This window comes from Arenimonas oryziterrae DSM 21050 = YC6267, from assembly GCF_000420545.1.
In the GTDB taxonomy this organism is placed as follows: Bacteria; Pseudomonadota; Gammaproteobacteria; order Xanthomonadales; family Xanthomonadaceae; genus Arenimonas; species Arenimonas oryziterrae.
On the sequence record NZ_ATVD01000002.1, the window covers coordinates 684,773 to 696,761 of the forward strand.

10 protein-coding genes are annotated in these 11,989 nt (G+C 66.4%); 4 read left to right on the plus strand and 6 right to left on the minus strand.

Features of this window, described 5'->3' with window-relative positions; all coding sequences use genetic code 11:
- Positions 1–63 precede the first annotated feature (63 nt).
- Genes murD through G467_RS0107995 form a run of 3 tightly spaced genes read right to left on the minus strand, consistent with a single transcriptional unit; the run spans position 64 to position 5,396 of the window.
- Entirely contained in the window at positions 64–1,443 is a 1,380-nt protein-coding gene (gene murD / locus G467_RS0107985) for a UDP-N-acetylmuramoyl-L-alanine--D-glutamate ligase (RefSeq protein ID WP_022969209.1), read from the minus strand.
- Positions 1,424–2,800, minus strand: a complete 1,377-nt coding sequence (gene murL / locus G467_RS0107990) for a UDP-N-acetyl-alpha-D-muramoyl-L-alanyl-L-glutamate epimerase (protein ID WP_022969210.1) — start codon at positions 2,798–2,800, stop codon at positions 1,424–1,426. Before murL ends, murD begins: the two co-directional genes overlap by 20 nt.
- On the minus strand, positions 2,793–5,396 hold the full coding sequence (locus G467_RS0107995; RefSeq protein WP_022969211.1) for a bifunctional aspartate kinase/diaminopimelate decarboxylase: 2,604 nt from the start codon (positions 5,394–5,396) through the stop codon (positions 2,793–2,795). The genes murL and G467_RS0107995 overlap by 8 nt, the downstream gene beginning before the upstream one ends.
- Before the next feature lie 56 nt (positions 5,397–5,452).
- On the opposite strand from G467_RS0107995, the gene G467_RS0108000 reads away from it, so the two are divergent.
- Both G467_RS0108000 and G467_RS0108005 read left to right on the plus strand, forming a co-directional pair.
- The gene (locus G467_RS0108000; protein ID WP_022969212.1) at positions 5,453–6,331 is read left to right on the plus strand and encodes a PhzF family phenazine biosynthesis protein; all 879 of its coding nucleotides are present in this window, start codon (positions 5,453–5,455) and stop codon (positions 6,329–6,331) included.
- Complete coding sequence (locus tag G467_RS0108005) at positions 6,325–7,215, plus strand: PhzF family phenazine biosynthesis protein (RefSeq protein ID WP_022969213.1); 891 nt, start codon at positions 6,325–6,327, stop codon at positions 7,213–7,215. Before G467_RS0108000 ends, G467_RS0108005 begins: the two co-directional genes overlap by 7 nt.
- Before the next feature lie 82 nt (positions 7,216–7,297).
- Here G467_RS0108005 and G467_RS0108010 read toward each other — a convergent pair whose 3' ends face one another.
- From G467_RS0108010 to G467_RS0108020, 3 genes are all read right to left on the minus strand, one after another.
- Entirely contained in the window at positions 7,298–7,990 is a 693-nt protein-coding gene (locus G467_RS0108010) for a glycine zipper 2TM domain-containing protein (RefSeq protein ID WP_022969214.1), read from the minus strand.
- 65 nt (positions 7,991–8,055) lie between these two features.
- On the minus strand, positions 8,056–8,748 hold the full coding sequence (locus tag G467_RS17455) for an alpha/beta hydrolase (protein WP_022969215.1): 693 nt from the start codon (positions 8,746–8,748) through the stop codon (positions 8,056–8,058).
- 1 nt (position 8,749) lies between these two features.
- Positions 8,750–9,178: an OsmC family protein gene (locus G467_RS0108020; protein ID WP_022969216.1), complete on the minus strand. Its 429-nt coding sequence runs from the start codon at positions 9,176–9,178 to the stop codon at positions 8,750–8,752.
- Between the two features lie 265 nt (positions 9,179–9,443).
- On the opposite strand from G467_RS0108020, the gene fusA reads away from it, so the two are divergent.
- Both fusA and G467_RS0108030 read left to right on the plus strand, forming a co-directional pair.
- On the plus strand, positions 9,444–11,492 hold the full coding sequence (gene fusA, locus G467_RS0108025; RefSeq protein WP_022969217.1) for an elongation factor G: 2,049 nt from the start codon (positions 9,444–9,446) through the stop codon (positions 11,490–11,492).
- A 24-nt stretch (positions 11,493–11,516) separates the two neighbouring features.
- Positions 11,517–11,915 (plus strand): VOC family protein, encoded by a 399-nt coding sequence (locus G467_RS0108030; protein ID WP_022969218.1) that lies wholly within the window; start codon positions 11,517–11,519, stop codon positions 11,913–11,915.
- The last annotated feature ends 74 nt before the right edge of the window (positions 11,916–11,989 follow it).

Sequence of the window (11,989 nt, forward strand, 5' to 3'; positions counted from 1 at the left end):
CCTCGGCGGGGGCGAACGGGTCGCGACATTATCGCCGCCGCGCGTTAAGACCGCGTGCGTGTGTCAGGCGACGCCGAGGCCGGGGATCGAGCTGATGATCTCGGGATCGAAGCCCGCCGCCTTGGCGAAATGCCGGCCGCGTTCGACATAGTCCTTGTAGCGCGGAAAACTCGGCGCGCCCGGCGACAGCAGCACCAGGCCTTCGCTCTCCAGACCCTCGCGCGCCAGGCGCAGGGCGTCTTCCATTTCCACGGCTTCAGACAGCACGAAATGACTGTTGGCCGAAATGAGTTTCAGGCGTTCGAAAATACGCGGCCCGTTCTGCCCGATCGTGACGATGACTTTCGGCGGATCCACCGCCATGCGATCGGCGAACACGCCCCAGTCGATGCCGCGGTCGTAGCCGCCGACGATGATCGCGACGCGACGGCCCTTGTAGCAGTCGAGCGCGGCGAGACTCGCATGCGGCGTGGTGCTGATCGAGTCATTGACGAAATCCAGGCCGTCGCGCGCGCCGAGCGCCTGCAGGCGATGCGGCAGCGGCTTGAACTGATGTGCCTGCGGTGCGAGCGCCACGGCATCCAGGCCCAGGGCCTCGACGGCCGCGAGCGCGGCGCACAAGTTCAGGCGATTGTGCCGGCCGGGCAAGGGCAGACGGCGCGCATCCATGACGAACTGCTGGCCGCGATACAGGTCGGTGTCGCGCAGATGCCAGCCGTCGCCATCGTTGAACCAGACCACGCGCGTGGTATCGGGCACGCTCAGTCCGACCAGGCGCGGATCGGCGGCGTTGAGCACGGCGGTGCGCGGCGCGCCTTCGGTGACCAGGGCCAGCTTGTCCTGGAAATAACGCGCTTCGGTGCCGTGCCAGTCGAGATGTTCGGGGAAAAAATTCAGTACGACGGCGACGTCCGGCGCGATCGCCTCGCGTGCCTGATAGCTCGACAACTCGATCGCCCAGAATTCCGGCGGCGGCTCGACATCGAGCAGTTCCAGCAGCGGCAGACCGATGTTACCGGCGAGTGCGGTGCGTTTGCCGGCACTGCGCAGCAGATGCGCAATCAGGGAGGTGACCGTGCTCTTACCCTTGGTACCGGTCACGCAGACTTTCTTTCCCGGCGGGTTCTCGGCGAACCACAGCCCGCTGCCGCCGACGAACTGCGTGCCGTGCAGGCTCGCGTCCACGGCCGGCGAGGTGTACGGACTGATGCCTGGCGACTTGATGACGATCTCGAAGGCCGCGAGCTTGTCGCCGTCGACCTGGGTGTCGATGGTCAGCGCCGGATCTTCCATCGCGGCGAGCGTGGGCGCTTCGGCGTCCGAGCAGAACACCGTGATCGGCTGCCGCGGCAGGCGCCAGCGCAGCGCGGCCAGCGCGGCGCGACCTTCGCGGCCATAACCCCAGATCGCGACCCGCTTGCCTTCAAGCTCCGAAATTCGCACGCACCGCTCCCCAGACTGCCGACGGAATCCCGTGTTCGGGCGATGCTACCAGCAAGGGCGCGAGACCGAGTTCGCTCTCGACCAGCTGCGGGCGGATCTCGCGGGCGAAGCGCGCGACCAGCGCGTCTTCCCGCCAGCTCGCACTGTCGGCCAGGGCGGCCATCGCGGCGCGCGACTCCTTGCCCTCGCCCACGCATTCGAAAGGCTTGTGATCCTCGAACTCGAGCAGGGCATCGAAACCGGGCGCCTGTTCCGGCTCGTCGAGCAGGTTGCGGCCGAAAATGTTCAGCAAGCGCGGCTTGGGCATGAACGGCGCCAGCGCGAGGAACACGAAATGACATTTCGGGCAGACGCCGCACCAGCGCTGCGCCGGTCGTTCGCCGAGCAGATGGAAGTTGCGGTTGCAGCTGGAGAAATGCGCGTCGTAATGATCGATGCGGGCGAACTGGCGCGCGACCGCCAGTTCCGAAAACGGACGCAGCAGAGAGTAGTACTCGAGATCAGCCGCGACCGTGCGCTTGAGTTGTGCGGCCAGGCCACGTTCGCAGTCCCAGCCCTTGGACCACTGGTGATTCACTTCGCCCGTGCCCGGGATCAGGCTGCCGTAGCTCGCCGAACGCTCGTTGGAAAACACGACCTGATCGGCATCGATCAACACGGCGGCCAGCGCCAGAATCGCCGAGTTCACCGCAGTTACCGGGATGTGGCCGTTGTAAGCGCCAAGCTTGTTCATCTCGAACAGTTCCGGCGCCAGACTGCGGGTCAGGTTGAGTGTCGGCAGGCCGGTGCGCTCGGCGCAGGCCTTGATCAGCGGCGAACTGCCGACCCAGGTGACAGTCTGCGCAATACCGGCAGCACGCAGCGCCTCGATCGAAACAAGCGAATCCTTGCCGCCGCCGATGGCAACGAGCGCATGGCGCTTGAGACCGATCCGCTGTCCTTCTGCCACCGGGAGCAGGTGGCCCGAAGGGCCGGATGAGGGAAAACGAATCTTGCCGCGCAACTTCAAGCCATTGCGATAAGCAAACTCGCCCAGCCCGTTCTCATAAAGTTCAGTCAGGAAGGCCGCCAAGGCCGCATCGATCTGATACGACTCGATGCGAATCTCCGCCGGCACCGCTGCCTTGTAATAGCTCACGCCTGCGATGAGATGCAGCAGACGCAAGGCCTGCTCGACCGCAGCCGCGCGCGCAGCGTCCAGTACGAACGGTGCGCCTGGAATGCGTACGGTTTCGGTCAGCTCGGGGCCGTCGTCGAAAGCGTAGACGAGCTTGGCCTCGCCGGTCGCCGTGTCGAATGCGCAGCGCACAAAACGGAAGGCGCGGACCGCGTCGCGCTGGAAATTCAGGTCAGACATCCAACACTTCCTCGACGGGCAAAGCACGCAGGTTGTAACGATTGGCCATGACGAAGCCGTAAGCGCCGGCCGTGGCGATCAGCGCGACATCGCCTTCCGCCGTGGCGTCGGGCAAGCCGCGGCGCTTGCCGAGCACGTCGCTGGATTCACAGATCGGGCCGACGATTTCCGCCGGCACGCCGTCGGCATCGTCGAGGCGCGAGAGATTCACGATCTCGTGCCAGGCGTTGTAGAGCGCCGGGCGCATGAGCGCATTCATGCCGGCATCGAGACCGATGCGGCGCTGGCCGAGCTTGTCGACGACCTGGGTCACCTTCGCCAGCAGCACGCCGGCTTCGGCGACGAGATAGCGGCCGGGTTCGATCCACAAGGCGTACTGCGGCCACGCGGCCTTGATGTCGGCCATCGCAGCGGCGAATGCGGGAATGTCGAAATCCTCGCCGTCGGGCTTGTAGGGCACGCCGATGCCGCCGCCGACGTCGATCGCCGACACGGTGCCGATCTGCTCGGCGAGATTCACCAGCTGCGCGTACACCTGCGGCCAGTGCGAGACATCCTGGATGCCGCTGCCGACATGCGCGTGCAGGACGACGATGCGGGCTTTCGCGGCACGCGCGGCGGCGATGAACTCGGGCAAGGCCTCCGCCGGCAGACCGAATTTCGCTTCCTTGCCGCCGGTGCGCACTTTTTCGTGGTGACCCAGGCCGTAGCCGGGATCGATACGCAGCGCGATCTGCCGGTTGGCGAACAACTCCGGCCAGTGTTGCAGCGGATAGACGCTGTCGAGCGTCACCCAGACATCGCGCGCGATCGCGTCAGCGAATTCGCTGCGCGGCGCGAAGCTCGGCGTGAAGAGCACGCGCGTGGCGTCGAGCGTCGGCAGGACGGAGAACAGGTGTTCGAGCTCGGCCTGCGACACGCATTCGAAACCGAAGCCCTCGTCGGCGAGCGCACGCAGGATCGCCGGATGCGGATTGGCCTTGAGCGCATAGAAACGCCGGTCGACGGCGCCGACCTCGGCCAGTCCGCGCGCGCGTTCGCGCACCGTCGGCAGGTGATAGACGTAGCGCGGCGAGTCGGTCTGTGCCGCTGCCAGCAGGCGCGCGCGCTGCTTGCGCCACCAGGGTTCGCGCCGCGAGCCGCCGCTGGGCTCGATCTGTTTCCAGCTCGGGCCGAACACCTCGGTGATATCGACCGGCATCGCACCCGAATGCGTAAGCAGGTCGTGCAGGCGCGGCATCATGCCGTCGACCAGCGCCTCGTCGACGACGAAGGTCAGGTTGAGGTCGTTCGAGCTCTGCGAAATCAGGTGCACGCGTTCGCGGCCGAACTCGCTCCAGACATCGGTGAGCTTGTGCAGCAGCGAGCGCATGCCGCGACCGACCAAGGTGATCGCGCTGCACGGCGCGATGACTTTCACCCGGCACACTTCCGCCAGGTCGGCGCACAGCGCGTCGAGCACGTTGGAATTGACCAGGTTGTCGGAGGGATCGAGCGACACGGTGACGTTGGCTTCGGACGAACCGATCAGGTCGATCGACAGGCCGTGCTGCTTGAAGCGTTCAAACACGTCGGAAAGAAAACCGACCTGCTGCCACATGCCGATGGTTTCCATCGACACGAGCACAATGCCGCGACGCGAACTGATCGCCTTCACGCCGGGCACCGTCGCCGCGCGATGATCGATGACCGTGCCGGCCATCTGCGGCCGCTCGGTGTCGCGGATCCAGATCGGCACGCGCGCTTCGCGGCAGGGATGGATGCAGCGCGGGTGCAGGACCTTCGCGCCGGTCGTGGCGATTTCCTGCGCTTCTTCGTAGTCCAGGCGCGAGAGCAGGCGGGCATCGGGTACGACGCGCGGGTTGGCGCTGAACATGCCGGGCACGTCGGTCCAGATCTCGACGCGGCGCGCCTGCAGCAGTGCGCCGAAATACGCCGCCGAGGTGTCGGAACCGCCGCGACCGAGGATCGCCGTGCCGCCGTCGTCGGCGCGCGCGATGAAGCCCTGGGTGATCAGCAGTCGGCCGTTGCCGCGGAAGCGTTCGCGCAAGGCGGCATCGCCGAGATAGCGGCAGGACACGGACAAACGGCGCGACCAGTCGCTCTGGTTCGGCAGCGACTGCGCCTGCAGCCAGTCGCGCGCATCGAGCCAGTCGACGTCCATGCCCTGGGTGCGCAGATAGGCCACGCCCAAGGTCGACGAAAGCAGTTCGCCCTGCGCCAGTACTTCCGCCTGCCAGGCGAGGGCGCCGCTTTCGCGACGCGGATCCTGGCCGAGCGCGCGCAGTGCGGCGAGGCGTTCGCCGAGCACCGCGTCGGCATCGATCGACAGCTCGCCGCAATAGGCGCGATGGCGTTCGACCAGGGCGTCGATGCGCCGTGCTACCTCGGCGGCATCGGCGTGGTGATCGGTGATCGCCTGCAATTCGTTGGTGACGCCGGAAAGCGCCGACACGACCACGAGCACGCGCGCATCTTCGTCGGCCTGGCGCTCGCGCATCAGGCGACCGATGGTGTCCCAGCGCGTGCGACGGGAAACACTGGTGCCACCGAACTTCAGGACGATCCAGTCGGTGGCGGCGGCGTCGGGACTCATGGGCGGGGCGCTATGATTGGCGGGCGCGCAATGCGCAGAACTTGGAATGATAAACGATGCATCCGCCCCGCCGCTTTCTTCAGCTCGACGTTTTTGCGGACCGGCCCGGCGCCGGCAACCCGCTGGCCGTCGTGCTTGCCTCCGACGGCCTCGATACGGCCGCCATGCAGGCCTTCGCGAACTGGACCAATCTCTCGGAAACCGCCTTCCTCCTGCCCCCGACGACACCGGAGGCCAGCTACCGCGTGCGCATTTTCACGCCGCGCCAGGAACTGTCCTTCGCCGGCCACCCCAGTGTCGGCGCCGCGCATGCCGCGCTCGAGGCCGGATTGGCGAGCGCCATCGACGGCCGCCTGGTCCAGGAATGCGCAGCGGGCCTGCTGCCGATGCAGGTCTCGGGCACGGGCGAGGCGCAGCGGATTTCGGTGCGGGCGCCGCGGGGACGCGAATTGCCCTGGCCGTCCGGCTCGGAGGCCGCACTCACAGCGATCTTCTCCGCCATTCCGACCGGTGCGCCGCCCGCCGCCTTGATCGACAACGGCCCGCAATGGTGGTGCGTGGAACTGAAAGACGAGGCCACGGTGCGCGGATTCCAGCCGCCCCTGGCCGCGATCGCCGCCCTCTGCCGCGCCGATGGCGCCGTCGGCCTGGCCATTTTCGCGCGCTGTCCGGGCAAGGATTACCAGATGGCGGTGCGAGCGTTCTGTCCCGCCGACGGCATTCCCGAGGATCCGGTGACCGGCAGTGCCAATGCGGCGATCGCTGCGTGGCTATCGGGCAACGACGGACTCGATCGCCTGGGCACGCACTATGTCGTCAGCCAGGGCCGGGAAATCGGCCGCGACGGCCGCATCGCGGTGGCGATCGACGCGACCGGCGAGGTCTGGATCGGCGGACAGACGCAGACCGTCGTGCAGGGAGCGCTGACATGGTGACGACCGTGCGCAAGCCGCGGCCGTTCATCCAGGTCGATGTGTTCGCCACGCGCGCCGGTGTCGGCAATCCGCTGGCCGTGGTGTTCGATGCCGAAGCGCTGTCGACCGAGCAGATGCAGGCGATCGCGACCTGGACCAACCTCGCCGAAACCACCTTCGTGCTCGCGCCCACGCACGCGGACGCCGACTACCGCGTGCGCATCTTCACCACGCAGAAGGAAATCGCCTTCGCCGGCCATCCGAGCATCGGCACGGCGCACGCCGTTCTCGAATCGGGCTGGGCGACGCCACGCGAGGGCGGTCTCGTGCAAGAGTGCCAGGCAGGCTTGTTGCCGGTGCGCATGGCGATGGCACAAGGCCGGCAATCCTTGTCGGTGCGTGTGCCGCGCTCGCGGATCGTGCGGTATGCGGGCGCGGACGATGTGCTGATAGGAAACATCCTGGTGACAACGACGGCAGGACTCACCGCGCCCGCCCTCGTCGAAGGCGGTCGTCGCTGGTGGCTGGCGGAGCTGGCGACGGAAGCGCAGGTGCGGCAATTCCGTCCGGATCGCGACGCCATCCGCGAGCTGGCCGATGCCACGCAAAGCTTGGGCCTGTGCCTGTTCGCACGCAGCGGCCAAGACGGCGACACGCTGACTGTGCGCGCCTTTCCCTTGGGCGTAGGTATCGACGAAGACCCGGCCTCGGGCGCGGCGAACGCCGCGATCGCCGCCTTCCTCGATGAAGCCGGCGCCCTGGCGGCGCTGGGCAATCGCTACCTGGTGAGCCAAGGACGAGAGATCGGTCGCGATGCCACGCTGGAATTGCGCGTGGACGAGGAGCACGAGGTCTGGGTCGGCGGCGAGAGCCAGACGCTGATTCGCGGTGAGATGTCCTGGTGACCTTCGCGCCCAGGCATTGCGGCGAGAAAAAAAGAAGGGGCCTTTCGGCCCCTTCTTGTTTAACACGCAGTGCGGTCAGCGATCAGTAGCGGGTCGCGACGTGCGCTTCGTCGGTCGGACGGACATTCACTTCCACGCGCAGGGTCTTGCCCGGGTGGTAGGCGGTCGTGGTGTGGTAGGTCTGACCGGCATAACGATAGGTCACGTTGTAGCCGACGACGCGCTGCTCGCTCTGGTAGCCGTCGCTGACGGTCCGGCAACGCTGCACCGTGCCGCCATTGTTGTAACCGTCGTTGTAGCCGTAGCGACTATCGCGCGGACGATCATTGCCGCGGGCGACGTTGTTGCCGATCGCGCCGCCGATGACGGCACCGGCGATCGTAGCGGCCTTGCGGCCGTCGCCTTTGCCGGCCTGGTTGCCGAGCGCGCCACCGATGATGGCGCCGAGCACGGTGCCGCCCATATTGTTGCGGGTCTGGCCGGTGTTGCCGTAGCCGCGGTTGTCATAACCACGATTGTCGTAGCCACGGTTGTCGTAACCGGAGTTGCCGCGCGCCGGCTCGTTCCAGCATTCCTGACGCTGGGTCGGGCGATCCTGCTCGATGATCGGCGAGACATTGGTGACCTGCGCGACGTCGTAGCGGGGGCCGTCTTCGTTGTACGCGGAACGATAGTCCGAGTCGTAGCGGGAGTCGTTGTAGCGGTCGTCGGCGAAGGCGCTGCCCGAAGCAGCAACCAGGGCAAGGGCGAGCGTAGAGACTGCAAGGCGATTCATGAGGAAGGCTCCAAGCGCCGGAGTGGCGCGACCCGAACAGTACGTACGCGGATGGCAACGCCGGCTTAATTGCTTCGGCGCTGTATGCATTCGTTCAGTAGGCCGACAGTCTGCTGCGCCGCGTCTGCGGCCTGCCGGCCGAGCAGCGGGCCGACATGGCTGGCTTCGGGCAGGAAAATCGTCGTCGCCGCAAACGCCTGCGCCAGCTCACGGGAGAGTTCGGCCGGCACGTCTTCGTCGCGCCCCGATACGATTATTCCGACCGGACAGGAGGGTTTCTCGATCGCGATGCCGGCCAGCGCAGCGTTCATCACCGCGCCCGATTCGTCGCGCCAGTGCCGGAAAGCGAACAGGCAGGCGGCTTCGTCCGCATCAAACAGACTGCGTCGTGTTCCGGCCAGGCTGGCGCCGGATCGCCAGGGAATCCGAGCCGGATACGGCGCGCGCACCGGCAGACGCGAATGCCAGGGCGCCGGCGGCAAGGGATTAATGAGGATCAGCGCATCCGCCAACCCGGCATTCATCGCCACCAGCAAGCCGCCAAGGCTGGCGCCGACCAGAACACGCGGCGACGGCAACGCCAGCACGGCCTCGCGCACTTGCACGGCGTAATCCTGCAGCGTGGTCGCTTCCAGTCCGGCCGATACCGGCTGCAGATCCGGCGCGGACACCCGAAAGCCCTGCGCGATGAAAACGCGCCGCCAGATCTGCCATTCCCAGCCACCGCCGCCCGCGCCGTGCACCAGCAACGCATTCACGTCAGACCAGCGTCGCCGTCATCGTCACCGGAATCGCCAGCGCCTTGGAAATCACGCAATTTTCCTTCGCGGTGTCGGCGATCGTGGCGAACTCGGCCGCGCTCACGCCGGGCACCGTCGCGCTGACGGTCAAATGCACGCCGACCGCATGCGGGCCGGGACTGGTTTCCATCAGCACCTCGGCGCGCGTGTCGATGCGCGTGGCCACGTGTCCGGCGTTCTGCAGGATGAAGCCCAGCGCCATCGAAAAGCAGCCCGCATGCGCAGCGGCCAGCAATTCCTCGGGGTTGGTGCCCTTCTCCTCGCCGAAGCGGGTGTTGAAGGAATAGTTCTGTTCGGCGAACAAGCCGCTCTGGGGCGTGCTCATCGCGCCCTTGCCGGTTTTCAGATCGCCTTGCCAATGCGCCGTCGCAAATCGCTTGAAGCCCATGTCGCTCTCCTTGCCCGAGGTGGATGGGCATTATGCGACGGGCGGGCGGCGGCCGTATTTCAGACGGCCGCGGCAGAACGGCCGCGCCAGGACGCCCTGCGGCGAGTGCGGCTTGACCGGGCCGGGAAGCGGAGCGAGGCTAGGCATCCCCGGGGTCACCGGGGACCCCGCCATGACCGCCCGCCGAGCGAACCGCTCGGTCGGTATCGCTCCCCACGCGGACGACCATGACGGCCTCAGCCACCCGAACCGGGAGAGGTCCGTTATGTCGTATTCCACAGAGCAAATCAGGAATGTGGCCCTCGCAGGCCACTCCGGCGCCGGCAAAACAACATTGTTCGAAGCCCTGCTGCATGCCGGCGGCGCAATCCAGACGGCAGGCAGCGTCGAACGCGGGACCACGGTCTCCGATTTCGACCCGATGGAAAAGACCCGCGTGCATTCGCTGAACACCGCGATCGCGAGCATCGACCACGCCGGCATCCACATCAATCTCATCGACACGCCCGGATACGCGGATTTTCGTGGCCCAACCCTGTCGGCGTTCTCGGCCGTGGAAACGGTGTGCATCGTCGTCAATGCCAGCCTCGGCATCGAATACGGCACGCGCCGCATGATGGAAGTGGCGAAAGCGCGCAATCTTTGCCGCGTGATCGTCGTCAACAAGATCGACGCCGAGCCCGGCAAACTGCTGACGCTGATCGAACAGCTGCGCGAGGAATTCGGCAGCGAATGCTTGCCGATGAACCTGCCGGTCGATGGCGGCAAGTCGGTGGTGGATTGTTTCTTCAATCCCGCCGGCGACTCCGATCTGGGCGCGATCGCCGATCGCCACCAGAAGATCATCGATCAGGTCGTCGAGGTCAATGAAACGGTCATGGACCACTATCTCGAAGGCGGCGAAGCCGGCGTGTCGGGCAGCGAACTGCACGAGGCGTTCGAGCAGTCCCTGCGCGAAGGCCATCTGGTGCCGATCTGTTTCGTGTCCGCGCGTACCGGTGCGGGCGTGAAGGAACTGCTCGACCTGACCGAACGCCTGTTCCCCAATCCGCTCGAAGGCAACTCGCCGCCCTTCATCAAGGGCCGCGGCGACCAAGCCGAGGCCATCATCGCCAAACCCGAGGCGAAGGCGCACGTGATCGCGGACGTGTTCAAGATCGTCAACGATCCCTTCGTCGGCAAGCTCGGTGTGTTCCGCATCTTCCAGGGCACGGTGAAACGCGACACCCAGTTGCTGATCGACGATGGCCGCAAGCCCTTCAAGGTCGGCCATTTGTTCAAGCTCAAGGGCAAGGATCACGTCGAGATCGAGCAGGCCATTCCCGGCGACATCGCCGCCGTCGCGAAGATTGACGAAATCCATTTCGACGCCGTGCTGCACGATTCTCACGATGAAGACGAGATCCATCTCAAGCCGATCGAATTTCCCAAGCCCATGTTCGGCCTCGCGATCGAAGCGGCGACCCGCGGCCAGGAGCAGAAACTCTCGCTGGCCCTGCACAAACTGGCCGAAGAGGATCCCGGCTTCCACGTCGAACACAATCCCGAACTCAACGAGACGGTGATCCGCGGCCTGGGCGAGCTGCATCTGCGCGTGATGATCGAGCGCATGAAGGAACGCTACGGCGTGGAAGTGAAATCGCGCCCGCCGCGCATCGCTTACCGCGAGACGATCGCCGCCAAGGCCGAGGGCCATCACCGGCACAAGAAACAGACCGGTGGCGCGGGACAATTCGGCGAAGTGTTCCTGAAGATCGAACCGCTCGAGCGCGGCACCGGTTTCGAGTTCGTCGATGCGGTCAAGGGCGGCACGATTCCCGGCCAGTTCATGCCGGCGATCGAAAAAGGCGTGCGCCAGGTCCTGCTCGGCGGCGCCGTGGCCGGCTACCAGCTGCAAGATGTCCGCGTGATCGTCTACGACGGCAAGTACCACACCGTCGACTCCAAGGAAGTCGCCTTCGTCGCGGCCGGCAAGAAGGCCTTTCTCGATGCGATCGCGAAGGCGCAGCCGCAGATCCTGGAACCGATCGTCGACCTCGCCGTCACCGCGCCGGAAGCGCATATGGGCGACATCACCGGCGGTCTCGCGGCCAAGCGCGCACGCATCAACGGCACCGACTCCATGCGCGACGGCGAAATCGTCATCAAGGCCCAGGTCCCTTTGTCCGAACTGACCGACTACGCCGCCGAACTCAAGGGCGCGACCGCCGGACGCGGCCGCTACGACCTCGAGTTCAGCCACTACGAACCGGTGCCGGGCAATGTGCAGCGACAACTGGTCGAGGCCTACAAACCGCATGCGGACGAGGATTGATCCGCGTCGAAACGGAGTTCGTGCATGTTCGATCACATCGGCATCGTCACCCGCGATCGCAGCCTGAGCCTGCGCTTCTACCAGGCCTGTCTGCCGCCGCTGGGGTATGTGGAGACCGAGTCGCAGGAAGGCGCCTCGGTCTTCGGCGGACCGGCGGGCCGGCCGTTCCTGTGGATCGGCACGCGACGCCCCGCGTTCTGGAAGGACGAACACGCCGCCGGCACGAGTCCGATCCACCTGTGCCTCGCAGCGCCGAACAAGGAAGCGGTCGACGCCTTCCACCACGCCGCACTGGGCGAAGGCGGCACCGACAACGGCGCGCCCGGCTATCGCGGCGACGGCCGTACCTATTACGCGGCCTTCGTGCTCGACCCCGACGGCAACAACATCGAAGCGGCGTATCGCACTCCCGGCACGGGGTGATCGGCGGCGCGGGCGGGACTGCGAACTCGCGGGCCGCTCGTGTACGCTGGCCGCGCCCTCCCCGACCGATCCCA

Excerpts from the sequence above, each read along its gene's own strand:
- murL (WP_022969210.1), bottom strand. The coding sequence starts at position 2,800 with ATGTCTGACCTGAATTTCCAGCGCGACGCGGTCCGCGCCTTCCGTTTT.
- G467_RS0107995 (WP_022969211.1), bottom strand. The coding sequence starts at position 5,396 with ATGAGTCCCGACGCCGCCGCCACCGACTGGATCGTCCTGAAGTTCGGT.
- G467_RS0108000 (WP_022969212.1), top strand. The coding sequence starts at position 5,453 with ATGCATCCGCCCCGCCGCTTTCTTCAGCTCGACGTTTTTGCGGACCGG.
- G467_RS0108005 (WP_022969213.1), top strand. The coding sequence starts at position 6,325 with ATGGTGACGACCGTGCGCAAGCCGCGGCCGTTCATCCAGGTCGATGTG.
- G467_RS0108010 (WP_022969214.1), bottom strand. The coding sequence starts at position 7,990 with ATGAATCGCCTTGCAGTCTCTACGCTCGCCCTTGCCCTGGTTGCTGCT.
- G467_RS0108020 (WP_022969216.1), bottom strand. The coding sequence starts at position 9,178 with ATGGGCTTCAAGCGATTTGCGACGGCGCATTGGCAAGGCGATCTGAAA.
- fusA (WP_022969217.1), top strand. The coding sequence starts at position 9,444 with ATGTCGTATTCCACAGAGCAAATCAGGAATGTGGCCCTCGCAGGCCAC.
- G467_RS0108030 (WP_022969218.1), top strand. The coding sequence starts at position 11,517 with ATGTTCGATCACATCGGCATCGTCACCCGCGATCGCAGCCTGAGCCTG.